The following is a 24,791-nucleotide window of genomic DNA, read 5'->3' as shown; positions in this document are numbered from 1 at the left end:
GCGAATCGGCACCACAGTGAACATCGCGCCACCAGTGGAAACAACCGCAACCAAACCCAAAGCTCACTTCATCCGCTCTCGTTTGTTTTTGGGCTTGGCAGGTCTGTGTCTACTACTCTGGGGCATTAAGGCGATTCACCGCGCGACACAACCAAAGTATCAAGGAAAGACGACGGCGGAATGGTTTGCGGAAGCACAATTTGAAACTCACGACCACTATTTCCCTGGAATAGAGACGTTTGAAACGATGCCTTCCGCTCTGGCATTGAAGGCCATGGGAACCAACGGTGTTGCTTTGCTCTGGAATGAATACCGTCATGGTGAATCCCGGCTTTGGACCGGTCTACGCGCAGAAGTTCGCGCTCTATTTGGCAACCGCTCGCCCATCATTTATTCAAACGAGCGGGCGTACTATTTGCTCCTTTGGCTGGGGCCTGAGGCCAGGCAATTAGTGCCCCAACTGCTGCAACAGGTGGACAGTGCCAAAGGACAAGACCGTCGGGAAGCACTAGAGCTTTTAGCTAGTATCCACTCTGAACCAGAGCTGGTGATCCCCAAACTTATCCCTATTTTTCAAGATGAAAACCATGCTACTTGGTTTCGTTTTCAAGCAGCAGACACCATCGCTGCCTACGGACAGCAGGCAGGGATTTGCTTGCCGATGTTTCGCCAATCCTTTGCGTATCCCAAAGCTGACGCCTGGTTTAAAAGAGACGCTGCATTGAGCATCCTTCGCATTGCGGGGCAAGGTCAGGCAGAGGCCGAGTATCTGGTAAATCTGGCAGCAAATCGCGATACGGACTGGAGTTCCTTTTTTGAGCGTTATAAAGAAAAACTTGGTCCGGTTGCCATCCAACTGGTGCCGCATATGGTTGTTTTTTCCGGGACACTTACCAATTCCGCGGACAGCAATGCGGTGATGAAAGTGGTTAAAGAACTCGATCCGCAAGGCTCACATCACAAACCGTAAGTATTCATCATTTGCCCTCCGCTTCACCTCGGCATAATCTGGGCCCAGCAACAGCAACATGAAAAGCGCGGGCTCGCATTTGAAGGATCTGGATTACTCGGTGGTGCAGCAATGCATGCACTGCGGGCTCTGCCTGCCCACGTGCCCCACTTACGATGCCACGAAGCTGGAGCGCAACAGCCCGCGCGGTCGCATCTCGCTCATGCGCGCCATTGCGGATGACAGGTTGGAAGCTTCGGAGGAATTCGCCGAGGAAATGTATTTCTGTTTGGGCTGCCTTGCATGCATGACGGCTTGTCCGGCAGGGGTGAATTACGCGGAGTTGTTCGAGCATGCGCGCGGGGAGGCTGAAGCAAGTGGTGTGATGGATTCGCCGAAGCGCAGTGCCATCCGCAGTCTCACGCTGAACTGGCTCTTCATGGAGCATGAACGGCTGAAGACCTTCGGCAGTGCTTTGCGATTGTATCAAGACCTCGGTTTGCAAACCGCTGTGCGTAAGAGCGGGGTCTTGAATCTCTTGCCCAAACGCCTCCGCGAGTTGGAGGCGATGACGCCCACGGTGCAGTCCAAGTTTTCTGCAGAACTCATCGACCAAGTGACGTTGCCGAAAGGGGAGTCCAACTACCATGTGGCGATGCTTACCGGATGCGCGCAAGACCTGATCTTCAGCGATGTAAACCGGGATACGGTTGAGGTGCTCGTGGAAAATGGGTGTGAGGTGATCACGCACCGTGAACAGCAGTGCTGCGGCTCCTTGCATGCGCACAACGGTGAATTGGAGATGGCCCGCCAGCTCGCTCGCCGCCAGATTGACCTGATCAAGCCGGAATTTCACGATGCCATCATCACGAACGCCGCCGGTTGTGGTTCACATCTCAAACATTATAGCTCGTTGTTGAAGGATGATCCGGCCTATGCCGAACGTGCGAAACTCTGGGATTCCCTCGTGTATGATATACACGAGTGGCTGGCGAAGATCGGCATTAAATCACCCGCTGCGGAGAATCAGCCTGCACAGAACGTGACGTATCATGAGGCGTGTCACCTCTGCCACGGGCAGAAGATCACGGCACAACCGCGCACAGTGTTGAAGGCGATCCCGAATCTGAAGCTCATAGAATTGCCGGAGAGCACCTGGTGCTGCGGCAGTGCGGGCATCTACAACATCGTGCAGCCGGAGATGGCGAACCAGTTGCTTGATCGCAAGCTCAAGCACATCGTCAGCACGAAGGCTGAGATCGTGGCTACGGGCAATCCGGGTTGCCTCCTGCACATTATCAACGGTGCGAAGAAGCAGGGATTGAACGTGCGGCTGGCGCATCCGATAACGTTGTTGGCGGAAGCCTATCGCCGCGCTGGTGCGCGGAATGACAAATGACGAAATCCGAATGACGAAGGAATTTTCAAATGTTCCAGTTCGGTTTGAGAGCAGTCTTTGCTCAGGGACGTTTCCTTCCCCCTCATCCCTTCCTTCTCCCTTGGGGAGAAGGAGGCTATGTCGCAAACTTAGTTTAAGATTTGTCTGCTTGCTCGTTTCGTCATCCCATTTAAGCATTTGTTCATTGCTCATTCCTTCGTCATTCGGATTTCGTCATTAGTCATTTTCCCCTTATGCGCAGTAAATCCGACATCATCGCCGCCCTGAAGAATCCCGGCATCATCGCCGTCGTTCGCGCTGAAAAACAGGAGCACGTTATGCCGTTATCGGAAGCATTGCTCGCGGGTGGGGTCATAGCGATCGAGATAACGATGACGACGCCGAATGCGATCGAGGCGATCCGGGAAGCCTCGGCGAAGCTAGGTGACAAGGCGCTGATCGGTGTAGGCACAGTGCTGGATGTGGAGACGTGCCAGAAGGCGATCGAAGCCGGTGCGCAATTCGTGGTGACACCCATCATGCGACCTGCGATCGCCGATGCCGCGCATGCGTTGGACAAGCCGGTAATGCTGGGGGCTTACACGCCGACGGAGGCGCAACTGGCGCACGAAGCCGGGGCGGATTTCATCAAGATATTCCCCGCGGAGGGCTTGGGGCCGAATTATATCAAATCCCTGCGTGCTCCTTTGCCGCACCTGAAGATCGTGCCAACGGGCGGTGTGGATCTGCACAATGTCGGTGAGTTCTTGAAAGCCGGTTGTGCAGCCTTGGGCGTAGGCTCCTCATTGGTGTCGAAGAAGATTTTGCAGGAAAGGGATTGGGCGGAACTGACACGATTGGCAAAAGCGTTTGTGGAAGCAGCGGGAGCAACCAGATAAACTGGTGACCAAACCACAGCAGAGAATATCCTGCTCAACCTGCTTGCCCCTAAACACTGTTCCCGGCAGATTTCCCAAGAACGAACGCGGCATTGCATGTTAAGCACGTTGCGCATCAAGAATCTCGCGCTGGTCAGTGACCTGACGGTGGAGTTCCGCCCCGGTTTTAACGCCCTCACCGGCGAGACCGGCGCAGGCAAGTCCATCATCATCGGTGCACTGAACCTCCTGCTCGGCGAGCGCGCCGACCGTACCCTCATCCGCAGCGGCACCGATGCCTGCACCGTGGAAGGCGTCTTCGATGTCTCGCAGCTCAAGGTCCCGCTCAAAGAATTTTTGGATGAGAACGGCTTGGAACCGTGTGAAGACGGTCAGCTCGTCATCAAGCGCACCTTCACCGCCACCGGCGCGAACCGCCAGTTCGTGAACGGCTCACCCACCACGCTCAACGCCCTCGGCACACTCGGCGAATGGCTCGTGGACATGCACGGCCCGCACGATCATCAGTCTCTACTGCACGCTTCCAAGCAGCTCGATATCCTCGACTCTTTCGGAGGCTTGGCCGAAGCGCGCGCGCAATTTGCCGGCTTGGTGAAGCAACGTCAGGAACTCGAAGCGCAAAAGGCCGATCTCGTCGTGGATGAGCGGACCTATGCGCAGCAACTCGATCTCCTCCGCCATCAGGCGAACGAGATCACCGCCGCCCGCGTGAAACCGGATGAAGAAGCGGGCCTCGATGAAGAGTACCAACGTGGCACGAACTCCGCGCGCCTCATCGAACTCAGCCGCAACGCCCTCGGCGCCTTGTCCGAAGCCGAGAGCAACGCCATGGATTCCCTCGGTGCCGTGGGGCGGACCTTACATGAACTCCAGCGCATCGATTCCTCTGTCTCTTCGATGGCTGAGCTCCACGCCACCGCCGTCTCCACTCTGAACGATCTCCAGCACGCGCTCACACAATATGCCGATCGCGTGGATATCGATCCCGAACGCCTGGCAGAAGTCGAGCAGCGCCTGAACCTCATCCACACGCTCAAGCGCAAGTACGGTTCCACTCTCGGCGATGTCATCGCCTTCGGTGAGGAGAGTGCGGATAAATTGCGCCAGCTTGAGAGCCGCGATGCCGAACTGGAACGCATCAACACCGGCATCACCAAGCTGAACAAGCAGATGATGGAAGCCGGCAAAGATCTCAGCGCCAAACGCAAGAAGCTCGTGCCCAAATTGAGCAAAGCCGTCGTCACCCAACTCACCGACCTCGGCTTCAAGCAAAGCCAGTTCGATGTACGGATCGAAAGCGCCACCGAAGTTTCTAGCGATAAACTCCCCGCCAGCTCCGGCCTGGACACCATCGAATTTCTCTTCGCTCCGAATCCTGGTGAACCTGCTCACCCGCTCCGTGCCATCGCGAGTTCAGGTGAAATGGCCCGGGTGATGCTCGCATTGAAAACGGTCCTCGCCGCACACGATCAGATCCCCGTGCTCGTCTTCGATGAAGTGGATGCGAATGTAGGTGGTGAAACTGCGAATGCTGTGGGCGACAAGATGCGCCAAATCGGTGCGAATCGCCAAGCCCTCTGCATCACGCACCTCGCCCCCGTGGCTGCCTGTGCAGATGCCCATTACGTCGTGGCCAAACACGTCGCCGAAGGCCGCACCACCACGTCCCTCGAATTGCTCGATGAGAAATCGCGCGTAAGCGAGATTGCCCGCATGCTCGGCGGACAATCTGCGGCTGCCCGCACCCACGCCGAATCCCTTCTAAAATCTGCGAAACGGAAGTAAGCCTTATCCCGGTTGGGCATCGTTGCCGCGATGCCCAAACCCTTTTCGCAACGGCGCATTCGAAAATCACCGCCCCATATCATTTTAAGGGAGCGTCAAATGTTCTCCCTCTCCCTTTGGGAAGCCGAACTTCGGCCAGGGAGAGAGCCGTGATGAGGGTTGAGCGAGCCAAGCGGATTGAAAACCTCACCTCACCTCAACCACCCCCGCCACACTCATGAACTCCCACAAACTCCGCGCATTCTTTACCACGCTCTCAGGCGGACTCTGCTGCGCATACGCCATCCGCGTATAGAACCACGCCAGTTGCCGCGCATCCTCCGCCAGCATCGGTTCCTTGTTTCCCAATCGTCCCGCAAATTCATACGGCGTCTCTCCGTGCGCCCGGGCCGCTCCATGCTCACTCGCCCAACATTGTAACGCCTCAAACGTATACGCCACCAGTTCGTCCGATGACATCGTCTTCCCCGCGATGAAAGGATTCATGAACTCACTGAATCGCCGCTTTGGTATTTCGTTTTGTTTCGACTCCAATGCTTCCGGACGTGGCACCCGTTTGAATGAATCCAACAGTTCACGGAAGAATTTGCAGATAGCCTGCCACATGGCAGCCAATGTTTTCTTGATGATCTGCCGATAACGCCAGAGGAGATACAGCGCCGTCAGCGCAAGCAACCCGTAGATGATCCACTTGATCCAGTTCGTCTTCTCCTCCTGCGGCGTCAATGTCGGCTGCTCCGTCGGATTCTCCGGGCGTTGCCCTTCACCATCTTTCTGGCCTTCGTTTGAGACTTCGCCTTTCTTCGCATCACTCTTCTGCTCGCCAGGTTCTGACTTCTGCTTTCCTTGGCCCTCTCCTTTTTCCTCCCCTGCGCCTGTCTTGCCCTTGCTCTCGCCTTTCTTCTCGCCGCCGCTGCCTTTGTCCTGCTCCTCACCCTTCGGCTCGCCTTCACCTTCTCCCTTGCGCTTGCCTTCGCCCTGCGCTGATTCCCCGCCAAGCATCGAATACTTAGATGCCTTCTGCTCAATCTCCTGGCTCACCTTGTTGACGAAGGCCGTGAGCGTGAACTGCGCATTCGGTCGCGGCAGCAAGAGGCACGCGCCCATCACCAAGGCCGCAAGGATCACGCCATAGATCATCCACGAACCCGTGATGATTGCCGGCATCTCCAGCCGCCGCTGACGCAAGTAACGACGCAATCCCAAGAAGCTCGTGAGTAACAGCAACGTCAACGAAGCCGCGACATAAATACCCAGCAGCATGAAACCGAACCGCCGGTCCGGCGAATCTGCGGAACCGAACTTCAACTGGCCGATGCCAAACAATGGTAGCGCCAGCAGCGAGAACAGGATGATCCAGATGCCCGGCGCATGCGGTTGTCCTTTGCGATTCGCCTGACTGCCGAAGAGATGTTGCCACCACAGCTTGCGCTTCCGCCGAAGTTGATGTTTCTTCGTCTCCTCCTGCGCTTCCTTCGCCGCATTGCCGTCCAACCCCGATGCCTCCAGCAAACCTTGCCCTGAGGAATCTTCATCATCATCGATCATCGTGCAGTCCCACGTGAGCTGGCTCGTGCACCACCAGATGAAACACAGGATCGCGAGCAGGATATACAGCGGCATGCCAAACCCTAGGAACCGCCAGAAGAACACGGCGATGGCGCCACCCAAGAATAATCCATAAATAGAAGCCCGCTCCGAACCGTATTGAATCCCAATGCGAGATGTGAGTACGGAAGCCAACACGAACCAGCACAACGCCCAATTCACGCGCGAGACATAACGCCCCGTGTAACCGATCTTAGCCAAAAACAGTGCCAGGCTCCCCACCATCACCATGATGACCAGCGGACAAACGAGGATCGCCAGGTGATCTACGATCGTCTTCTGCGGTGGTGGCTGGTAAGCGCTCATCTCCACACCTCGCTCGCACACAGAGACGACAACCCCGCCTCATCAAAGATCCAGCGGAACTCGACTCCTTCCGCCAACAAACGTCCCGCCCACACCGGTGGCTTGGCCCAATCATGGTAATCCTCATCCCCGAACGTGATCATCACTGCGAACACCTTGAAACCGTTCCGTTGCAATGCCCCGAGTGCGAACGCCATCTCCTCCGTGATCTGCGGCACGACTACGATGACCGTTGTATCCCGCGAGAGCCTTGATTCCACTTCGTTCAGCAATTGCGATAACGTCAGCCCGTCATTCCATTCCACGCGCGCCAGTGTTTCGCGTAGATGAGTAAAATGCTCGTCGCCTGTGTTCGGCTCGATCACCACCGGGCGCAGCCTATCCTTCCGCTCTGCTGGCGCCGCCATCTTCTGTGCCGCATCACGCGTGGTGAATTCAAAGCGCCAGCCTTCTGTGGCCACTCGCTCCGCACCATCGCGTGCATTCGTGGCAAAGGCGAACTGCTCGCCCAATTCGTAAAGCGCGTTCGCAATGGATACCACCGTGGTCACGCCCAGTTCCGCCCGATACTCCGCACCGGGCACATTGAAACTGTCCTTGTGAAAATCCAGAACAAGCGTGGCACCGGCGATGCATGAAGGCTCGAACGTCTTGCATTGCAACACACCCGTGCGTGCCGTCGCCCGCCAGTGGATGCGATTCAACGCATCGCCTTCCACATATTGCCGCACACCCGAGATGCGTGCCGTGTCCTCAAAGAGCCGATGCGTCAGCCGTATCTCGCCGAGTGGCCGGTGCGATGCGATGTCGTATCCCTCCAGCGGCACCACATGCGGCAGCACCGTGACGTAATGCGGCAACGTTAGCACGCGATAGCGCCGGTGCAATCCGAACAGATCGCCGCTCTCCACCAGCAACGGACCGACTTGATAATAACCTCGTCGCAAGAACGTGACGCTGTATTCGATGACCTTCTCTCCGCGCGATGGTACGCGAACTAAGCCCAACCGCGGGCCTTCTATCTGCAATTGCGCCGGACTCGCCTGTAACGCTTCCGTGGGTAACGAATCCTCCACCAGCGCCCAAGGCACTGCGAGCGCCCCACTGTTGCTCAACGTGACTTTCACGGGCAATGTGCCGCCTACTTCCAGTTGCGCCTCCTCACACTTCCGTTTCGCCGACAGGCTCTCGATCCATGTGCGCGCCAGCAGACGGCTGACGAGCAAGACGCCCAGCAGCACATACATGGCATACACCAGCAGCTCGAGCCGCAGAACCAGCCCGGCCACCAGCAACACCAGCGCTCCAATGATCCACTTCATCGTCTCATCGTATCTGGCAACAGCGGCACCGGTACCTTACGCAACACTTCCTCGATCACACCCGCTGGCGTCACCTTCCGCAACCTGCTCTCCGGTTTCAAAATCAACCGGTGCGCGAGCACCGTTGGTGCTATCTGTTTCACGTAATCTGGCAGGATAAATTCATCCCCTTGGATGGCCGCCATGGATTGCGCCGCGCGGAAGAGCGAGAGCGTAGCACGTGGGCTGCCGCCCAAGCGCACCGCATCATGTTCCCGCGTGCCGCGCACGATCTGCAGGATGTAATCTCGCACCTTCGGGTCCGCCTGCACTTCACGCACCGCTTGCTGGCAGGCGACGACTTCTTCCGCGCTCACCACCGCACCGAGTGAATCAATCGGATGCGCAGTACGCATGCGGTCAATCATGCGTCCTTCCTCCTCCATGCTCGGATAACCTAAGCTGAGTCGCACGAGGAAGCGGTCCAGTTGCGCCTCTGGCAGCGGGAATGTGCCTTCGTGATCCACCGGATTCTGCGTGGCGATGAGGAAGAACGGCCGCTTCAATTCATAATTCGTCCCATCCACCGTGATCTTCCGCTCCGCCATCGCTTCCAGCAGCGCGGATTGGGCACGCGGTGTGGCACGGTTGATTTCATCCGCGAGGGCGATCTGTGCAAAGAGCGGTCCGGGGCGGAACTCGAACTCCGTCGTCTTGGGATTGAAGATAGAGGCGCCTGTGATGTCGTTCGGCAACAGGTCGGGCGTGCATTGCAATCGTTTGAAATTGCACCCGATGCTTTGCGCAAGAGCCCGTGCCAGCATGGTCTTCGCCACACCCGGCACGTCTTCCAGCAGCACATGTCCTTCCGCGAAGAGGGCCATGAGCGTGAGCGTGACCTCTTGTCGCTTGCCCACGATGACTTTCTCCACGTTGTCGATGATGCGCATCGCCGTGGAGCCCACGCGCATCACTTCCTCATTGCCCACGCGTGCCTGGCGTCCCTGCTGTGGCACATGGATGGCACCGCCGCTCTGTGGTAGAACAAGCGTGGTCGGTCCACCGCACGAGGGGCACTCGACGCGTTGGCCGGCCATCTCAATGGGAAATTCGATGTGTTGTGCGCAATGACTGCAAGTGCTGACGGGCATGGCGATATCTTTCGTTGCAAACGTGTCGTCCTGTTCAAGACCGGCGCCGGATAAGCGGACGCCTTCCCCGGATTAGACCGGTCTGCGGGCGGCTCGTTTTGCTGATGCCGCTAACCATAGCGAAGGAAGCGGTGCTTGCACGCGGAAATGCACCTTCGCTCTGGGACTTTTGTCGGTTTCTCCTTTCCAAGCTCCGTCGAAAATCTCACTTTGTGCAGAGGAAACTGGACCATGGTCGAAAACTCTCCTTCACGTCGTCCGCTGAAGTCACGCGATACCCTCTGGGCAGGTGCGGCGGCCCGTTTGCTTATCCGTTGCGGTCTCCGTCCGAACACCGTTTCCGTGCTCAGCATTTTCTTCGCCGCTCTCGCCGGAGTGGCATTCTGGCTCGCCCCACAGCAAATCCCTTCGTTGCAACCCTGGTTTCTCTTTGCAGCCGCGCTGAACATCCAGCTCCGCCTTCTGTGCAATCTCTTCGACGGCATGATCGCCATTGAAGGCGGTTTCAAGACGAAGTCCGGCGAGATCTATAACGAACTGCCTGATCGCTTTGCTGACATCTTTATTCTGGTGGGTGCCGGGTACACTTCACTCACGATTTCTTGGCTGCATCATGTCGGTTGGCTCGCAGCAGCACTAGCGGTGATGACCGCGTATGTCCGTGCACTCGGTGCTTCCACCGGTGCCGGGCAGCAATTCTGTGGTCCGATGGCTAAGCCACACCGCATGGCTGCGGTCACGATTGCTTCGTTGCTCGATGCATTCGCTCTCTGGTTCGGCTGGTCATTCACTCTGCTGCCATGGTGCCTGGTCATCGTCAGCATCGGTTGCCTGATCACGATCTTCCGCCGCACCAGCCGTATCGTCCGCACTTTGGAGAGCCAATGATCGCCGCCTTGCTCATCGGCCTGGTCCGGTTGCTCACCGGTGCACGCATGCGCTGGCAAGGGACAGGGCCTGAACTGCGACAACGCATCTACTTCGCCAATCACTCAAGCAACCTAGACGCACTCGTCATCTGGGCAGCCTTGCCATCAGCCATCCGTAAACAGACACGACCCATCGCCGCCAAAGATTATTGGTCAAGTGGTCTGCGTGCTTATCTGGCGAATGAAGTCTTGCACGCCTTGCTCATCGAGCGAAAGAAAGTGACGGCCAGTGATAATCCCCTGGAACAGATGGAAGCGGCCTTGGCCAATGGCTCTTCGCTCATCCTGTTTCCCGAAGGCACGCGCAATGCCGGACCGGAACCGCATGCGTTCAAAGGCGGCCTGTTCCACCTCGCCCGCAAGTTGCCGCAACTGGAGCTCGTGCCCGTCTACTTGGAGAATCTCAATCGCGTGCTGCCGAAAGGCGAAGTGCTGCCGGTGCCCATGCTCGGCAGTATCACCGTGGGTGCGCCCATCAGCTTGGGTGCGGAAGAAGCCAAAGCGGACTTCTTGGAACGCGCCCGCCTGGCGGTGTGGAACCTGCGACTCACATGAATCTGAAACTGGATCAGGAAACCATCTGGCTCGTTGGCGGCGTCATCGCGCTGCTGATCATTTCCAGCATGATCGGCTGGATGCTCGCGCGCGGCAACGGCGGCGAATCCAAAACCATCGCCAACCTGAACGACCGCATCCGCGCTTGGTGGGGCATGGTGGCGGTATTCTGTGTGGCTTTGGCTACCGGCGGTCTCGGTTCCGTTATCCTCTTCGGAGTTCTCTCTTTTCTCGCATTGCGAGAAACCATCACGCTGACACCTTCGCGTCCGGGCGATCATCGCACGTTGTTCTGGAGCTTCTTCATCATCACGCCGTTGCAATACTTGCTGGTGGCGATTGATTGGTATGGTCTCTTCACCATTCTCATCCCCGTGTACGCCTTCCTGTTTATCCCTTTGCGCAGCGTACTCTCTGGTGATTGTGAAAAATTTCTGGAACGCACCGCCAAGATACAATGGGCGCTAATGATCTGTGTCTACTGCGTCAGTCATGCACCTGCTTTGCTCACGTTAAACATCCCTGGTTACGAAGGCCAGAACGGCAAGCTGCTCTTCTACTTCATCCTCGTTGTCCAGTTGAGCGACGTGATGCAATACGTATGGGGCAAGACGACGGGCAAGCGAAAGATCGCGCCCTTGGTCAGCCCTAACAAAACTTGGGAAGGTTTCATCGGCGGGGTTGCCACGACTTCATTGATTGGTGCAGGCCTTTGGTGGGCCACGCCGTTCACACCCTGGCAATCAGCCGGTATGGCGTTCCTGATCTGCCTCCTGGGCTTCGCAGGTGGTTTAGTGATGTCCGCCATCAAACGCGATTGCGGTGTGAAAGACTGGGGCCATCTCATCGAAGGCCACGGTGGCGTGATGGATCGTATTGATTCCATCTGCTTTGCTGCGCCGGTGTTTTTTCACGTCACGCGCTATTACTTTACTCCCTGACCAGCCGCCATGCTTCCCAACCAAACCATCGACCAGCTCTGTCTCCAATGTGGCCTCTGTTGCAATGGCGTGCTTTTTCGTGATGTGGAACTGCAGCCGGGCGATGATGTAGGCAAATTGAAGACGTTGGCGATGCCCGTCCGCGGAAAAGCAGGGAAATTCAACCAGCCCTGCGTGGCTCTGGGTGCCGATTGCAAATGCCGCATTTACGCAGATCGTCCCACCCGCTGCCGTCAGTTCGAATGCGCTCTGTTATTGGATGTGATGGCAGGTCACACAGATACCGAGCCGGCGCTGAAACTCATCCGCTCCACGCGTCGCAAGGCGGACAAGGTACTCAAACTGATGCGCGAGATCGGAGACAAAAACGAAACGGTTTCTCTCAGCGTGCGCTTCCGCAAACTCCGTCAGCGTTTTGAATCTGGTGATATAGAAGAATGGCTGGAACAGAAAAGCGAAGAGGAACTCTACGACCTCTTCGGGCAACTCACACTCGCCGTGCATGAGCTGAACATGGTCCTGGCTGAAAAGTTTTATCCGCAGAATTGATCAATTCGTCGGCCGCGGCAAAGTCCGCCAGCGCGTCACCACCCCGTTTTGAAAAACGATCTCGGAGCTGATGTAATCCCGTGCGTTGTAATCCCGGTCCAGATAACGCTCTAGATACACCCGGCCATCGCGCGACACTTCGCGATACGACCAATAGCGGCTCTCTTCCAGAGTCGTGCCGTGATACAACCATGTGGTGGTGCGACCGGTCTGATCTTCACTGGTGACGACTTGCGCGGGTTTGCCCCAGGCGATGTAAACAGCATCCTCCGTCATGCCCACTTTGATCTGGCCTTGATCCACGAGCACCTTTTGCTCGGGCTTCAACGCCGCATAGGCATCTGGACGTTCAGCACGCCGCGTCTCCACGGTGCTGGACTTGCAACCGGCCAAGGCCAGCATTCCGGCCATCAGGACTGTCAGATACAGCTTCACGATAAATCATTGGACGCACCGATCGCACCAGCGATTCAGTTTGTTTCTCAAATGTATGCCCATAAACCATTTGCTGTAAAGGGCACCGGAAGCTAGATTTTTACCCATTATGCCGACTGACAGTCCTGCCAATTCGAGTTTTGCCTGGCTCTACTTTTCACTCCTCACCGTCGTCTGCTGGGGCGTTTACGGCCTCCTGCTGCATACGGGCCAGTTAAGCATCAATCCCGGCGGTGATCCCACGATGAACCGTTACAAGGCGTTCCTGTTCGTCGGCATCGCCTACTTCCTCGTGGCCGTGCTAGCGCCGCTGGCCTTGTTGATGGCGAAAGGTGTGGCCTTCACCGGTTACTCGAGCAAGGGCATGTGGTGGTCTCTCATCGCCGGTATCGCAGGGGCGATCGGCGCGTTTGGTGTGTTGCTGGCTTTCGGTGCGAAAGGTTCACCTACGGTCGTGATGTCCATCATCTTTGCCGGTGCGCCCATCGTTAATGCGGTGGTCGCCATTCTCCTGCACCCGCCCGCCGGAGGTTGGGGTTCCATCAAGTGGCAGTTCTACGTTGGCATCGCACTCGCTGCCGTGGGTGGCACCATGGCTACTTACTTCAAGCCGCCTCCGCCGGCTCCGGTGAAGACCGCTGCAGTGCAGACGCCTGCTGCTCCGGCACCGACTGCTCCGCAAGCGCCGAAATGATTTCTCGCGATGCCTGGTGACTTTCCCAACCGTGATGTCATCGCGTGCGAGCAACTCGCCGCGGTGAACCGGCTCTTGGAGGTTATCCACGCGGGCAACGCCTTCTATCAGGAAAAGTTCATGGCTGCCGATGCGCCACATCGCGTGGCCTCGCTCGCGGAATTCAGCGCGCGCTTTCCTTTCACGACGAAGACCGAACTCGTGGCCGATCATGCGGAGCATCCGCCCTTCGGCACGAACCTTTCCTTTCCGCTCGAGCGTTACACGCGCACGCACCAGACCAGTGGCACCACGGGCAATCCCTTGCGCTGGCTGGATACGCCGGAAAGCTGGGCTTGGATGGTGACGAATTGGGCGGAGGTCTTTCACGCCGCCGGGATCACGAACAAGGACCGCATCTTCTTCGCTTTTTCCTTCGGCCCGTTCATCGGTTTCTGGCTCGCGTTCGAAGCCGGTGAACACATCGGGGCGATGTGCATTCCGGGTGGGGGCCTCAGCACCGCCGCGCGTTTGCGCTCCATGATCGCGCATCAGGCCACCGCCCTCTGCTGCACGCCCACTTACGCGCTGCATCTCGCCGAAGTGGCCGCGCAGGAGAAGATCGATCTTACGCAGATTCCGCTGCGCACGATCGTCGTTGCCGGTGAACCTGGCGGCAGCATTCCGGCCACGCGTGAACGGCTCAGCCACCTTTGGAACAATGCCCGCATCTTCGATCATCACGGCATGACAGAAGTGGGCCCGGTGACCTACGAATGCCCTGCTCAAGCAGGCGTTCTGCATATCATTGAACCGGCTTTTTACCCCGAAGTCATCGACACACAAACCGGCGCACTTGCTGCCCGTGGCGAACTCGTCCTCACCACCTTGGGCCGCACCGGTTCCCCGCTCCTGCGCTATCGCACAGGTGATCTGGTGAAGGTGCAGACGCGGGGTGCTAATGAACCTTGTGTATGCGGACGCCACGTCCTCGCGTTGGAAGGCGGCATCTTGGGTCGCGTAGATGACATGATCGTGGTACGCGGCGTAAACGTCTATCCCACCGCGATAGAATCCATCGTGCGTCAATTTCCTGAAGTGGCCGAATACCGCGTGCGTGTGACGAAAGTGCAATCACTCACCGAACTGAAGTTGGAAGTGGAGCTAGTGGCTGATTGCGCGGACACGAAAGCTTTCGTGCAACGTCTGCAAAAGGCGTTTCAAGAATCACTCGCTTTGCGGGTGCCCATCGAGATCGTAGCGGCCAATGCTTTGCCGCGTTATGAATTGAAGGCGAAGCGATGGGTGGTGGAGTGATTTACTCCACTACGCGAGCGTCCACCATCACTTGCAATCCCCGGTAATGCACAGAATTTCCCGTGAAACTGCCGCCGACCGGCACCGCCTGTGAAGGCAATCGCGTGACTGCGACCCTTACATGTGAATCTGCTGCGAGGATGCCACACGTCGGGTCAAAACCTTTCCAGCCCGCTCCCGGCAGATAGATCTCGGTCCAGGCGTGGGTCGCACCCAAGGCTGCCTGATGCACGCCGCTGGCAGACTGGCACATGTATCCGCTTACGAAACGGGCGGCCAAGCCCATTATCCGTGCCGCTTCCATTAAAAGCAGCGCAAAATCCCGACATGAACCGGAGCGGTAACGCAATGTCTGACCGGGACTTTGCACGCCATGTTCCTCGCGCCGCCGGTAGTTGAAGAAGATCGGAACGGATTTGTTCAAGGCTATAAGAAAATCCAGTGTCCGCGCGCTTCCATTAACCCTCAAAAAAGGTCGCAGCCAGTGCCGCAAGAGCTCTTCATCCTCCGGATGCTGACGTTGCAAGTAAGGAGCCACATCCGGGAATTCGTTTACAGAATAATTGAATGGCAGCTCAACGGCTGACGGGTCCAACACAAAATCAAAAGGGTTCGTGTTGTATTGCTCGACTTTGACAGCACTTTCCACGCGCAGCTCGGCGGCTGGTTCCAGAAAATCGGCAAGCGCTATGGAATTGCCAAAGACGTCGTGAATCCAACGGACCCGTGCAGTAGGCGAGATTTTCAGCGTGGAGGATCGGATCTGAACGTCATGTCCCTCCAGCGGCCGAACCATAAGGCGATGGGTTCCCAAAGCGACCGGTTGGTCGTAGCGATAAAGCGTGATGTGCGAAATACTCAACAGCACGTCGCGAAGGTCACTGAGAAAATCGTAAAAGCCAACACCAGATTCGTCTTATTCGTCCTGCTTTTTCTTTTTCTTGGCCTTTTTACCCTCGCCAGTATCCGCGCCCGGCTGTGGCAAAGACGCGGGACGCGCTTTCTCATATTTCGCCAAGGCGCCTTGCAGCAGCTTTGCCGAGCTGGCGGCATCTCCAGTCAGATCACTCACCTTCAGCGGATTCTTCTCCTCCAAGTCTTTCGTCAGGTCGTAGAAGTTGCCGTTGCGATACAATTTATAGCGAGAGGTGAACGCCATCTCGCGCAAGTTCTCCGCGTAAGGCGCATACCAGGAATAAACCCATTCACGCGGCTGGCCTTTCTCGCCGCGCACTTGCGGCAGAAAGTTGCGGCCATCGGTCACGAAGTCTTTGGACAGCTTGATGCCTGCGGCATCGCAGATGGTCGGGAGAAAATCCGTGCTGTCCACGAGGTCGTCGGAGACTTTGCCTTTCGCGGCTTTGGCGGGCCAGTTCACAATGAGCGGTACATGCATACCGGCATCCGTCGTCTTGCCTTTGCCGCCGATGACCACTTTGCTGCCCATCATAGACTTGGTGCCTGAGCCAGTGCCGTTATCGCCGAGGAAGATCACGAGCGTGTTCTCGCGCAAGCCCTGCTTGTCGAGTTGCGCGATGATCTGGCCGATGAGCTTGTCCATGTAGGTGACCATCTCGCCGAAGTGCTTTTCATTCTTGTTCACGTTCTCGCCGATCGCTTTCGGATCCCAATCCTTGCTGTCCGGCGTGGGTTGATACGGCGAGTGCGTGAGCATCAGGGGATAGTAAACGAAGAATGGCGCGTCTTTCTTACGTGCGATGAAATCCAGCACGTAACGGTTCACCTCATCCGGTCCGTATTCACCATTGCTGTAATCCTTTTTCACACCGTTGATCTCGAGGCCGGGATTGGCATAGCGCGGCGGGCGATGTGTGTGCTGCCAGAGGCAATGTTCCTCGAAGCCATACTTCTTCGGCAGTTCCGGGTCCTGACCAAGTTGCCATTTACCCGCGATGGTGGTGGCGTAACCAGCTTGCTTGAAGAGGTTGCCAAACGTCACGGCTTTCGGATCCATCTGGCCGAACGTGGAGTAGTTGCGGATGTTATACTTCCCCGTCATCAACTGCACCCGCGTAGGCGTGCAGAGCGGTTGCACATAGCATTGGGTGAAGCGCACGCCTTCCTTGGCGAGCTTGTCGAGATGCGGCGTAGGATAAGACGTGCCGCCATTCGCCCCGATCGTTTCATAGCCCAAGTCATCCGCCATGATGAGGATGACATTTGGTTTCTTCGCCTCCGCAGCATGGATCGCCGTTGAGACCGCCAAAAGACAAAGCATCACCGCGCTGAAGATAGAAAAAAGTTTCATGTTCCAAAGCATGAGACGCCTCAAGGATGGAGAAGGTTTCATATCTCGATGCTGTCACAGGTGGAGGTCAAAATGAATTCAAAAGTCACCCCCGCGAAACGCTTGCCTGCGATTTACTTTGTCAGACTCTCCCATTTTTGACACATACGGGGCGGTTCTGATGCGGTTTTTATATAACATACTGTTCGTCATCTTCTTCTGCCTTAGTGCGCCGTACTATTTCTGGAAGATGTGGCGACGGGGCAACTGGCAGGCGGGCTTCAAGCAGCGCTTCGGCCGTTATGAAGATTTGCCGCCCGCAGACCCGAAGCGCCCCGCCATCTGGCTGCATGCGGTAAGCGTGGGTGAGGTGAACATCTGCGCGCAGGTCATCCGCGATCTGCGCCAGCGTGCACCGCAATACCGCATCATCGTCTCCACCACCACCAGCACGGGCATGGGTGAACTCCGCAAACGCCTGCCCGAAGACATTGAGAAGGTCTATTACCCCGTCGATTTCCTGCCCTTCGTAAAGCGCGCTTTGAATCGCATCCAGCCGGTTGCCGTCGCGCTTATCGAGGCGGAGATCTGGCCGAACTTCTTGTGGGAATTGCAACGCCGTGACATTCCGCGTTTCCTTGTAAATGCCCGCGTCTCCGAGCGTTCCTATCGCGGTTATCGCCGGTTCAGCTTCCTCTTCGCGCCTTTGTTCAAATCATTCCAAGGCATCGGCGCGCAGAATGAAGAAGATTCTGTGCGCCTGCGTGAGATCGGCTGCCGCCCAGAAACCGTGCATGTGTTTGGCAACCTGAAGTTCGATGCTGTCCATCTGCCTACGAAACGTCCCATCGATGTCCCCACCCTGCTCGCTTCCTTGGGTGTGAAATCGGACGCACCCATCCTGCTGGGCGGTAGTACATTTCCGGGTGAGGAGAAAATCCTCGGTGATATCTTCCTGCGCTTACGGCAACAGCATCCCGATCTTTTCCTTGTCTTGGTGCCGCGTCATTTCGAGCGTGCCCATGAAGCATTGGCGGATCTCAATGCCTTGGGTTTGAAGGTGACACTGCGCAGCGAACTCAATGGGCTTGATGCACCGCAGAAGTCAGATTGCCTGCTGGTGAACAGCACGGGTGAACTGGTCTTTTTTTACGAGCATGCCACCGTCGTTTTCGTCGGCAAGAGCATCACGGCAAATGGCGGTCAAAGCCCGATCGAACCTGCTGCCCTAGGCAAGGCGATGACGTTCGGGCCCAACATGCAGAACTTCACCAGTATCGTGCGTGCGTTTTTACAAGCCAATGGCGCAGTGCAAGTGAAGGATGTTGCGGAACTCGAGCGTGTGCTGGCCGACCTGCTGCACAATCCGACCAAACGCGAAGAACTCGGCCGTAATGGATTGGCTGTGGTGAAGCAAAATCAAGGTGCCACCCAGCGCACCATCGACATGCTGCTCACGAAGATTCCGTGAAGTAACCCGACTTACTTCGTAGCCGTTTCCGTCACCATCCCCTTGATCGCCTTTACCAAAATATCCTCCACCTGTGGTGTGAAGCGGTAAGGAATGCTGTAATAGATCAGGTTGAAGTCCGCCTCGTAACCGCCTTCCGTCAGGATCCGCATGGATGGCACGTAGGCGAAGACGTCGTTGCAATAGGCAGACACCCACAGCTTCTCCTGCGGCAACTCGCGCTTCAAACGATGCGTGTAATCCACCACCACCTCACCACCGAGCGAGATCATCGTGAGATCGTTGCCGAAGCGGAACACTTGCACCGGACATGGATACGATTTCATGAACGGCTCGTTGCGCTCCATCATCCCAATGTGCCGCTGCGCATAGCGTTGAACGGCAGGCGCTTTGTTCGTGAGCATCACTTCGTAGTAAGCCTTGCCCGGAGGCGTGCCGATGGGCAGATCCACATTCGTCAGCTTGGCGGTGATGTTCCCTTTCACTTCCTTCATCGGTTCATTGAGCACACGGGCAACAGAACCGGCCAAGGCCAGTCCATGCTGGCGTGCGTAGTGAAATGACCCACGCGGATTTGGATTCGCATCTGCACCGCAACCGGTGATGAACAGCGCGCTCGCGCCGGGATATGTCAGCTCCAGATATTCCTGCGCATAGCCCGCCCAATCGCCCGAGACTTTGTATTCCTGCCCCGGCGTCGTGCAATGGCAGGCATAACCGAGCAAAATGGATTTCAGCGAGCCGTCCGGCTTTTCAATTCGCAGCACCGGCACCGAATGTTCCACCGCACCGGTCGCGTTGATGCCGAACTTAACCCCCGCCGGACCAAACTCACGGCGATTCCCCGCGAACCCCGCATTCCCTTCCGCGTATTTCAGCTTTACTGGCTCCAAAGAATTCAACGCCTGTTCTGCTGCAGCCACGGCCTGATCCTCAAAGAACTGCGTGTAACGCTTCACTACGGCCAGATTCTCACCTTCCAGCCCATACATATCTTTCAAGTTGCCGTAGATCACCGGTGTGTTGTGGCTGTGCGAGGCGGCGAAAAGAAACCGTTCGCGCGGAAGCTTATGCTTCTCCGCCAAACGTCCTGCGATTCTGTCGGTGAATTCCCGCGCTGTCCCGATCGTATCCGCACAGACGATGACCGTGAGCGCTCCTGCAGCATCTTTCAACGCTAGCGCCTTCACGTTCAGTTTCTGGTCGATGCCCTCGGATGGTTTGTTTCGACTCGCATAACCCGCGAGCCAGATCGGTTCCTTCGGCGTGATGTCCGCCCGGCCCACACCAGCTTGGTAATCAGAAGAAAAAGCCGTGATAGCCAGTGAAAAACTCAGGATCAAACAGGCGATGATTTTCATGCGATGCTCCGGGTGATCAGTGACGCACAGCATTCCTCAATCATTCACTCACGTCAAAGCATTGAATGCATCATCAACCCTCATTACGCTCCATCCATGCTGAGCTATTCCACGGACGCTAAAATCTCTCTCGAACAGTTCCGCGATGTTTTGAGCCGTTGCGCGCTCGGTGTTCGCCGCCCGCTCAGCGACGATGCCTGTCTGCAAGGGATGCTGGACCACACCGACCTCACCGCAACGTGCTGGGATGGCGACAAGCTTGTAGGTATCGCACGCTCCGTCACCGATTTTCACTACTGCTGTTACCTCTCGGACTTGGCAGTGGATGAAACGTATCAGAAACAAGGCATCGGTCGTGAATTGATCGCTCTCACGCAGAGCAAGCTCGGTCCTCGCTGCTCGCTCATATTGCTCTCGGCTCCCGCAGCGGTCAGTTACTACCCTCACATCGGCTTCGAGCATCATCCGCAAGCATGGCTCTTGGCACGGGATAAGCGAGTGATTCGACGCGCTTAGGACTTGCCCGCTCACGCACCCTTCCCCATTCTTCGCGACATGGCTGAACGGATGATTTCGGATGTATTGACCAAGCCGGACGCAGCGTTGGAGATGACGTTGCGGCCTTCGCTTTTTTCCGATTTCACCGGCCAAGCCAAGGTGAAGGAGCGTCTGGAGATCGGTGTCACTGCCGCCAAGCAACGGGGCGAAGCCATCGACCACATCCTCCTCAGCGGGCCTCCGGGCCTCGGCAAGACCACGCTCGCGAACATCATCGCCAAGGCGATGGGCACGAGCTTGAAGGCGACGAGTGGCCCGACGATCGAAAAGGCTGCCGATCTCGCTGGTCTGCTCACGAATCTCGAAGAAGGCGACGTGCTGTTCATCGATGAGATTCATCGCCTGCAAAAGACCATCGAGGAATATCTCTATCCGGCGATGGAGGATTTCAAACTCGATATCATCATCGACCAAGGCCCCAACGCCCGCAGTGTGCGTCTGAACCTGCCACGCTTCACCTTGATCGGTGCCACCACCCGCAGCGGCTTGCTCACGTCACCTTTGCTCACGCGCTTTGGTATCAAGGAACGCCTTGATTACTACAATGCCGATCAGCTTCAGAAGATCGTCGTGCGTGCGGCGAACCTGTTGAACATCGCGATCGAAGATACCGGGGCCTTGGAGATCGCGCGTCGCAGTCGTGGCACACCACGTATCGCGGGTAACTTATTGCGGCGTGTGCGGGATTACGCACAGGTGAAAGGCGATGGCCGCATCACTCAAGACATCGCCCATCGTGCTCTCGCCATGCTGGAGATCGATGAGCATGGGCTCGATGAGATGGACAAGCGCATCCTCGAAACCATCGTGGTGAAGTTCAGCGGCGGTCCGGTGGGTGTGAATTCTCTCGCAGTGGCGGTGGGCGAAGAAGCGGATACGCTCGAAGAAGTGTACGAGCCTTACCTCATCATGGAAGGCTACCTGAATCGCACGCCGCAAGGGCGCATCGTCACAGAATTGGGCTATCGACGGTTGGGCTTGAAGGCGATTAACAGCGGGCAATCCCGATTGTTGTAACGATGGAGCCAGAAACCAAAATTGCCCTTTTCCGTCTGTTTCTCTGTATGCCAATATTGCTAGTTAGCGTTGGCGCTATTCTTGGTTGGCGCAGCCGATACAAGCCAGCCTCGGCTTCCTCTGCCTTGATGCTCACGCTTATTCCGGGTATCGCACTTATCGGCCTAGCGGCTTTAGGCGAATGGAAAAATCATCTCCAAATTGTTGTGAGCATTTTGGTGACGGCGCTTTTCTTTTTAAGCGCTCCTTGGTGTCTCTTTTTTGCCTGGCGCGCACGTAAGACTGGCGACAATAAAACCGTAGCGACCTGCGCGCTGGCAATTTCTGGTTTTCTATTGATTCCTTTGACTGGGCTTACTTGCGTGTCTCTCTGGATGTTCGTCACGAGCTTCGAGAAGTGAACCGCTCGATACGATCTTATCCGGCATTTCATAGCGGATGCCCAACTCTTTAAGTATTGTGCTTAGGCAGCAGGCTGATCGCTTGAGTTTGACTCTTCACTAAGAGTGGAGGCGTTAGCAGTTTTTTAGTTACAGATGTGTGACGAATCGACTCTGGACCATATTCCCCGTTGTCAGAAGATCGATTCACAACCAGATTCCTCCGAACTGATAGATGAGCAACGTGGATAACAGCGGCAATGAAACGAAGGTGGTACTCAGTGAGCCGCCACGGCCGCCGACTTTTGCAGAGGCGTTCCGGTTTTGGCTCAAGCTCGGCTTCATCAGTTTCGGCGGGCCTACGGGACAAATCGCCATCATGCACACTGAGCTGGTGGAGAAGCGGCGCTGGATCAGCGATAGCCGGTTCCTGCACGCGTTGAATTATTGCATGCTGCTGCCGGGGCCGGAGGCGCAGCAGCTTGCTACTTACATTGGCTGGCTGTTGCATCGCACCTGGGGTGGCATCGTGGCGGGGGCGCTGTTTGTGCTGCCGTCCATGTTCATCTTATGGGCGTTGAGTTTTGTTTATGTGCAGTACGGAAAAGTGCCGTGGATCGAGGCGATTTTTTACGGACTGAAACCGGCGGTGCTGGCGATCGTGATGGCGGCGGTCATCCGCATCGGGCAGAAGGTGTTGAAGAATAATGTCATGTGGGCGCTGGCGACGGTGGCGTTCATCGGCATCTTTTTTCTGCATGTGCCGTTTCCGGTCATCATCGCGGGAGCGGCGACTGTGGGTTACTTCGGTGGGAAATATTGGCGGGATAAGTTTCTAATCTTGAAGGGGCATGCCAGCAAGAAGGACGGAAAGACCGCGCTTATCAGTGATGAATCTTCCACACCTGACCACGCGAAACCTTCACTCGCGCGGGCGCTCAAGGTTTGCGCGGTTTGTCTCGCGCTGTGGTGGACACCGGTGTTGCTGCTCGGTGTGAGCTTGGGCTGGGATCACACTCTGGTGAAACAAGGGCTCTTCTTCAGCAAAGCTGCGATGGTCACCTTCGGTGGTGCTTATGCGGTGCTGCCGTATGTCTCGCAGCAGGCGGTGGAAAATTACCAATGGCTCACGGCGGGGCAGATGCTGGATGGATTGGGCCTCGCTGAGACGACCCCGGGACCGCTGATCATGGTGCTGCAGTTCGTCGGGTTTCTCGGCGGTTGGAATCAACCGGGAACATTATCACCTATGATGGGAGCAACACTGGGCGCTTTCATCACCACATGGGTGACATTCCTGCCGTGCTTCCTTTGGATCTTTCTTGGTGCGCCGCACATCGAGCAATTACGTGGCAAGGATAGCCTCACCGCATCTCTCTCCGCCGTAACAGCCGCTGTGGTCGGTGTGATCCTGAATCTCGCCGTGTGGCTGGGATTGCACGTGCTTTTTCCTGCGCCGCAAACGGTGGATTGGTTTGCGGTGGTGGTAAGCCTCGTGACGTTCGTGGGGATGGTGAAGTGGAAATGGGACATCATCCCCGTGGTGCTGGGTGCGGGGATGATGGGTGTAATCTACAAGCTGCTGCTAGGGATGTGAGCCTCAATCAAGCAGGTTGAGTGATCGGTTCGGTACAACCGATGGCTTCGACGGGGCAGCCGTCCATGCCTTCGATAGCCAAGGCGCGTTCTTCGGCATTCACAGGTTGATGATAAACGACGGTGGTGCCTACTTCTTCGTTGCGCCGATAAATCGACGGAGCCACTTCACGACACAAGTCGCAGTCGATGCACTCGCTTGTTACATAGAATGGTCCGGGTGCATTCTCCGGCAACCGCAGTTCTGGTGAAGCCATAGGTTTTCTTTCTTTTTTGTTTTATGACCGGCTGACATCCAGCCGGTTTTCATGTCCCTATCCTGCCAGCAGCATTCATTTGCTCATAATTCATTAATATGATTAGATTGATGTTATAAATGCATGAATATCTGAATCAGCATCCTTTCGATCTCTACGATTTGAGCCTGTTCCAGCTCGTGGCGGAAACGGGGAGTTTCACGCAGGCAGCGCAGAAGGCGGGGTTGACGCAGAGTGCAGTCACACGACAGATCCGGGGGATGGAGGAGCAGTTGGGCGTGGCACTCTTCGAGCGGACGACGCGACGCGTGCATCTCACGGCAGCGGGAGAATTGTTGTGGAAACGGTCGCGAGAGATCATGCATTCCACGGAGAGTCTGGTGCATGAATTGCAGCAGGCGTTTCAATTGGTGCCACAGACCTTGCGCATCGGGGTGGCACGCAGCATCGGGCTGGCATATCTGCCGGGTTATTTCTTTTCGTTTCAACGGAAGTTTCCGAACGTGCAGTTGCACGTTACCCAGCAGTCGAGCAACGAGATCATTGCTGCGCTAGAAGCAAGGACATTGGATGCGGGATTATTGTGTCCGCCAAGACGGTTGCCGCGCGGGTTAGAGATAACGCATCGTTTTATCGATGAGTTCACGTTGATCACACCACCGGGTTTTTCGATGACGAAGGCGGGGAAGCATCTCACATTACGTGAGGCCAAGAAGTTACTGCAAGGCCAGCGGTGGTTGATGCTGGATCCGAATGGAAACACAGGCCGGCTGCTAAATCTCTGGCTGGAGAAACAGAACTGGCCGCTGGAGCCTGCGATGGAGTTAGACAGCTTTGATACGATAGTGAATCTCGTCTCGTTAGGGTTGGGCGTAAGTCTGGTGCCGCACCGTGTCTTGCCTCTGTATGAGAAACGCCGTGCAGTCCGTCGCATTCTGATCAAGCCGATGTTTGAGCGGGAACTGGCGGTGGTGGTGAGGAAAGGATTGCCAAGGGCAGAGCCGTTGGAGGCGTTTATCCAGAATGTGTTGTTTTGATATTTGGCCCAAAGGGCCAACAGATTCCAGCCCAAGGCAGCTTGGCTGCCTTGGGTAATCGGTGGCTAACTAATAATAGCGGCCTGAAGG

Annotated in this window: 24 protein-coding genes; 16 read left to right on the top strand and 8 right to left on the bottom strand. The window is 56.5% G+C overall.

What is annotated here, in order from left to right; genetic code table 11:
• The first annotated feature begins 16 nt into the window (after positions 1–16).
• The 4 genes from VGH19_15920 (at position 17) to recN (ending at position 5,011) form a co-directional block, all read left to right on the top strand.
• Positions 17–970 carry a hypothetical protein gene (locus tag VGH19_15920; GenBank protein HEY1172856.1) on the top strand — a complete coding sequence of 318 codons (954 nt, stop codon included), beginning with the start codon at positions 17–19 and terminating at the stop codon, positions 968–970.
• A 58-nt stretch (positions 971–1,028) separates the two neighbouring features.
• On the top strand, positions 1,029–2,348 hold the full coding sequence (locus tag VGH19_15915; GenBank protein HEY1172855.1) for a (Fe-S)-binding protein: 1,320 nt from the start codon (positions 1,029–1,031) through the stop codon (positions 2,346–2,348).
• A gap of 233 nt (positions 2,349–2,581) precedes the next feature.
• Positions 2,582–3,226 carry a bifunctional 4-hydroxy-2-oxoglutarate aldolase/2-dehydro-3-deoxy-phosphogluconate aldolase gene (locus VGH19_15910; GenBank protein HEY1172854.1) on the top strand — a complete coding sequence of 215 codons (645 nt, stop codon included), beginning with the start codon at positions 2,582–2,584 and terminating at the stop codon, positions 3,224–3,226.
• Between the two features lie 96 nt (positions 3,227–3,322).
• Complete coding sequence (recN, locus tag VGH19_15905; GenBank protein ID HEY1172853.1) at positions 3,323–5,011, top strand: DNA repair protein RecN; 1,689 nt, start codon at positions 3,323–3,325, stop codon at positions 5,009–5,011.
• Positions 5,012–5,197: 186 nt separating this feature from the next.
• On the opposite strand, the gene VGH19_15900 is transcribed toward recN, so the two are convergent.
• The 3 genes from VGH19_15900 to VGH19_15890 are packed head-to-tail and all read right to left on the bottom strand — an operon-like array spanning position 5,198 to position 9,197.
• Positions 5,198–6,925 (bottom strand): DUF4129 domain-containing protein, encoded by a 1,728-nt coding sequence (locus VGH19_15900; protein HEY1172852.1) that lies wholly within the window; start codon positions 6,923–6,925, stop codon positions 5,198–5,200.
• Complete coding sequence (locus VGH19_15895) at positions 6,922–8,247, bottom strand: DUF58 domain-containing protein (protein ID HEY1172851.1); 1,326 nt, start codon at positions 8,245–8,247, stop codon at positions 6,922–6,924. Before VGH19_15895 ends, VGH19_15900 begins: the two co-directional genes overlap by 4 nt.
• On the bottom strand, positions 8,244–9,197 hold the full coding sequence (locus tag VGH19_15890; protein ID HEY1172850.1) for a MoxR family ATPase: 954 nt from the start codon (positions 9,195–9,197) through the stop codon (positions 8,244–8,246). The genes VGH19_15895 and VGH19_15890 overlap by 4 nt, the downstream gene beginning before the upstream one ends.
• 411 nt (positions 9,198–9,608) lie before the next feature.
• On the opposite strand from VGH19_15890, the gene VGH19_15885 reads away from it, so the two are divergent.
• Genes VGH19_15885 through VGH19_15870 form a run of 4 tightly spaced genes read left to right on the top strand, consistent with a single transcriptional unit; the run spans position 9,609 to position 12,351 of the window.
• The gene (locus tag VGH19_15885; GenBank protein ID HEY1172849.1) at positions 9,609–10,265 is read left to right on the top strand and encodes a CDP-alcohol phosphatidyltransferase family protein; all 657 of its coding nucleotides are present in this window, start codon (positions 9,609–9,611) and stop codon (positions 10,263–10,265) included.
• Positions 10,262–10,861, top strand: coding sequence for a lysophospholipid acyltransferase family protein (locus tag VGH19_15880; GenBank protein HEY1172848.1), 600 nt, complete (start codon positions 10,262–10,264; stop codon positions 10,859–10,861). The genes VGH19_15885 and VGH19_15880 overlap by 4 nt, the downstream gene beginning before the upstream one ends.
• A complete protein-coding gene (locus VGH19_15875; protein ID HEY1172847.1) occupies positions 10,858–11,802 on the top strand; it encodes a phosphatidate cytidylyltransferase in 945 nt (314 codons plus the stop codon). Before VGH19_15880 ends, VGH19_15875 begins: the two co-directional genes overlap by 4 nt.
• A gap of 9 nt (positions 11,803–11,811) precedes the next feature.
• A complete protein-coding gene (locus tag VGH19_15870; protein HEY1172846.1) occupies positions 11,812–12,351 on the top strand; it encodes a YkgJ family cysteine cluster protein in 540 nt (179 codons plus the stop codon).
• Here the strand turns inward: VGH19_15870 and VGH19_15865 are convergent, their stop codons facing one another.
• Positions 12,352–12,786 carry a hypothetical protein gene (locus tag VGH19_15865; protein HEY1172845.1) on the bottom strand — a complete coding sequence of 145 codons (435 nt, stop codon included), beginning with the start codon at positions 12,784–12,786 and terminating at the stop codon, positions 12,352–12,354.
• Positions 12,787–12,895: 109 nt separating this feature from the next.
• Between VGH19_15865 and VGH19_15860 the strand changes: the two genes are divergently transcribed.
• Positions 12,896–13,480 carry a hypothetical protein gene (locus tag VGH19_15860; protein ID HEY1172844.1) on the top strand — a complete coding sequence of 195 codons (585 nt, stop codon included), beginning with the start codon at positions 12,896–12,898 and terminating at the stop codon, positions 13,478–13,480.
• 9 nt (positions 13,481–13,489) lie between these two features.
• Positions 13,490–14,776 carry an AMP-binding protein gene (locus VGH19_15855; protein ID HEY1172843.1) on the top strand — a complete coding sequence of 429 codons (1,287 nt, stop codon included), beginning with the start codon at positions 13,490–13,492 and terminating at the stop codon, positions 14,774–14,776.
• Position 14,777: 1 nt separating this feature from the next.
• Here VGH19_15855 and VGH19_15850 read toward each other — a convergent pair whose 3' ends face one another.
• Complete coding sequence (locus VGH19_15850) at positions 14,778–15,644, bottom strand: transglutaminase family protein (protein HEY1172842.1); 867 nt, start codon at positions 15,642–15,644, stop codon at positions 14,778–14,780.
• Between the two features lie 48 nt (positions 15,645–15,692).
• On the bottom strand, positions 15,693–17,045 hold the full coding sequence (locus tag VGH19_15845) for a sulfatase-like hydrolase/transferase (protein HEY1172841.1): 1,353 nt from the start codon (positions 17,043–17,045) through the stop codon (positions 15,693–15,695).
• A 160-nt stretch (positions 17,046–17,205) separates the two neighbouring features.
• Between VGH19_15845 and VGH19_15840 the strand changes: the two genes are divergently transcribed.
• Positions 17,206–18,495, top strand: a complete 1,290-nt coding sequence (locus VGH19_15840; GenBank protein HEY1172840.1) for a 3-deoxy-D-manno-octulosonic acid transferase — start codon at positions 17,206–17,208, stop codon at positions 18,493–18,495.
• Between the two features lie 11 nt (positions 18,496–18,506).
• Here VGH19_15840 and VGH19_15835 read toward each other — a convergent pair whose 3' ends face one another.
• Entirely contained in the window at positions 18,507–19,856 is a 1,350-nt protein-coding gene (locus VGH19_15835) for a neutral/alkaline non-lysosomal ceramidase N-terminal domain-containing protein (GenBank protein HEY1172839.1), read from the bottom strand.
• A gap of 96 nt (positions 19,857–19,952) precedes the next feature.
• On the opposite strand from VGH19_15835, the gene VGH19_15830 reads away from it, so the two are divergent.
• From VGH19_15830 to chrA, 4 genes are all read left to right on the top strand, one after another.
• Positions 19,953–20,372, top strand: a complete 420-nt coding sequence (locus tag VGH19_15830; protein ID HEY1172838.1) for a GNAT family N-acetyltransferase — start codon at positions 19,953–19,955, stop codon at positions 20,370–20,372.
• A gap of 39 nt (positions 20,373–20,411) precedes the next feature.
• Complete coding sequence (gene ruvB / locus VGH19_15825; protein ID HEY1172837.1) at positions 20,412–21,431, top strand: Holliday junction branch migration DNA helicase RuvB; 1,020 nt, start codon at positions 20,412–20,414, stop codon at positions 21,429–21,431.
• 2 nt (positions 21,432–21,433) lie between these two features.
• Positions 21,434–21,832 carry a hypothetical protein gene (locus VGH19_15820; GenBank protein ID HEY1172836.1) on the top strand — a complete coding sequence of 133 codons (399 nt, stop codon included), beginning with the start codon at positions 21,434–21,436 and terminating at the stop codon, positions 21,830–21,832.
• A gap of 214 nt (positions 21,833–22,046) precedes the next feature.
• Positions 22,047–23,408 (top strand): chromate efflux transporter, encoded by a 1,362-nt coding sequence (gene chrA / locus VGH19_15815; protein ID HEY1172835.1) that lies wholly within the window; start codon positions 22,047–22,049, stop codon positions 23,406–23,408.
• A gap of 7 nt (positions 23,409–23,415) precedes the next feature.
• Here chrA and VGH19_15810 read toward each other — a convergent pair whose 3' ends face one another.
• Positions 23,416–23,664 carry a ferredoxin gene (locus tag VGH19_15810; GenBank protein HEY1172834.1) on the bottom strand — a complete coding sequence of 83 codons (249 nt, stop codon included), beginning with the start codon at positions 23,662–23,664 and terminating at the stop codon, positions 23,416–23,418.
• A 119-nt stretch (positions 23,665–23,783) separates the two neighbouring features.
• Here VGH19_15810 and VGH19_15805 point away from each other — a divergent pair, with 119 nt between their 5' ends.
• Positions 23,784–24,701: a LysR family transcriptional regulator gene (locus tag VGH19_15805; protein HEY1172833.1), complete on the top strand. Its 918-nt coding sequence runs from the start codon at positions 23,784–23,786 to the stop codon at positions 24,699–24,701.
• Positions 24,702–24,791 lie beyond the last annotated feature (90 nt).

The organism is Verrucomicrobiia bacterium (assembly GCA_036405135.1).
Lineage (GTDB): Bacteria > Verrucomicrobiota > Verrucomicrobiia > Limisphaerales > JAEYXS01 > JAEYXS01.
Note: the sequence above shows the minus strand (reverse complement) of the source record. Positions and strands in the feature narration are given on the sequence as shown.

What these genes read in the sequence shown, in the direction of transcription:
- VGH19_15915 (HEY1172855.1), top strand. Translation starts at nt 1,029, where the DNA reads ATGAAAAGCGCGGGCTCGCATTTGAAGGATCTGGATTACTCGGTGGTG.
- VGH19_15910 (HEY1172854.1), top strand. Translation starts at nt 2,582, where the DNA reads ATGCGCAGTAAATCCGACATCATCGCCGCCCTGAAGAATCCCGGCATC.
- recN (HEY1172853.1), top strand. Translation starts at nt 3,323, where the DNA reads ATGTTAAGCACGTTGCGCATCAAGAATCTCGCGCTGGTCAGTGACCTG.
- VGH19_15900 (HEY1172852.1), bottom strand. Translation starts at nt 6,925, where the DNA reads ATGAGCGCTTACCAGCCACCACCGCAGAAGACGATCGTAGATCACCTG.
- VGH19_15895 (HEY1172851.1), bottom strand. Translation starts at nt 8,247, where the DNA reads ATGAAGTGGATCATTGGAGCGCTGGTGTTGCTGGTGGCCGGGCTGGTT.
- VGH19_15890 (HEY1172850.1), bottom strand. Translation starts at nt 9,197, where the DNA reads ATGCGCGTGGGCTCCACGGCGATGCGCATCATCGACAACGTGGAGAAA.
- VGH19_15885 (HEY1172849.1), top strand. Translation starts at nt 9,609, where the DNA reads ATGGTCGAAAACTCTCCTTCACGTCGTCCGCTGAAGTCACGCGATACC.
- VGH19_15880 (HEY1172848.1), top strand. Translation starts at nt 10,262, where the DNA reads ATGATCGCCGCCTTGCTCATCGGCCTGGTCCGGTTGCTCACCGGTGCA.
- VGH19_15875 (HEY1172847.1), top strand. Translation starts at nt 10,858, where the DNA reads ATGAATCTGAAACTGGATCAGGAAACCATCTGGCTCGTTGGCGGCGTC.
- VGH19_15870 (HEY1172846.1), top strand. Translation starts at nt 11,812, where the DNA reads ATGCTTCCCAACCAAACCATCGACCAGCTCTGTCTCCAATGTGGCCTC.
- VGH19_15860 (HEY1172844.1), top strand. Translation starts at nt 12,896, where the DNA reads ATGCCGACTGACAGTCCTGCCAATTCGAGTTTTGCCTGGCTCTACTTT.
- VGH19_15855 (HEY1172843.1), top strand. Translation starts at nt 13,490, where the DNA reads ATGCCTGGTGACTTTCCCAACCGTGATGTCATCGCGTGCGAGCAACTC.
- VGH19_15845 (HEY1172841.1), bottom strand. Translation starts at nt 17,045, where the DNA reads ATGAAACTTTTTTCTATCTTCAGCGCGGTGATGCTTTGTCTTTTGGCG.
- VGH19_15840 (HEY1172840.1), top strand. Translation starts at nt 17,206, where the DNA reads ATGCGGTTTTTATATAACATACTGTTCGTCATCTTCTTCTGCCTTAGT.
- VGH19_15835 (HEY1172839.1), bottom strand. Translation starts at nt 19,856, where the DNA reads ATGAAAATCATCGCCTGTTTGATCCTGAGTTTTTCACTGGCTATCACG.
- VGH19_15830 (HEY1172838.1), top strand. Translation starts at nt 19,953, where the DNA reads ATGCTGAGCTATTCCACGGACGCTAAAATCTCTCTCGAACAGTTCCGC.
- ruvB (HEY1172837.1), top strand. Translation starts at nt 20,412, where the DNA reads ATGGCTGAACGGATGATTTCGGATGTATTGACCAAGCCGGACGCAGCG.
- VGH19_15820 (HEY1172836.1), top strand. Translation starts at nt 21,434, where the DNA reads ATGGAGCCAGAAACCAAAATTGCCCTTTTCCGTCTGTTTCTCTGTATG.
- chrA (HEY1172835.1), top strand. Translation starts at nt 22,047, where the DNA reads ATGAGCAACGTGGATAACAGCGGCAATGAAACGAAGGTGGTACTCAGT.
- VGH19_15810 (HEY1172834.1), bottom strand. Translation starts at nt 23,664, where the DNA reads ATGGCTTCACCAGAACTGCGGTTGCCGGAGAATGCACCCGGACCATTC.
- VGH19_15805 (HEY1172833.1), top strand. Translation starts at nt 23,784, where the DNA reads ATGCATGAATATCTGAATCAGCATCCTTTCGATCTCTACGATTTGAGC.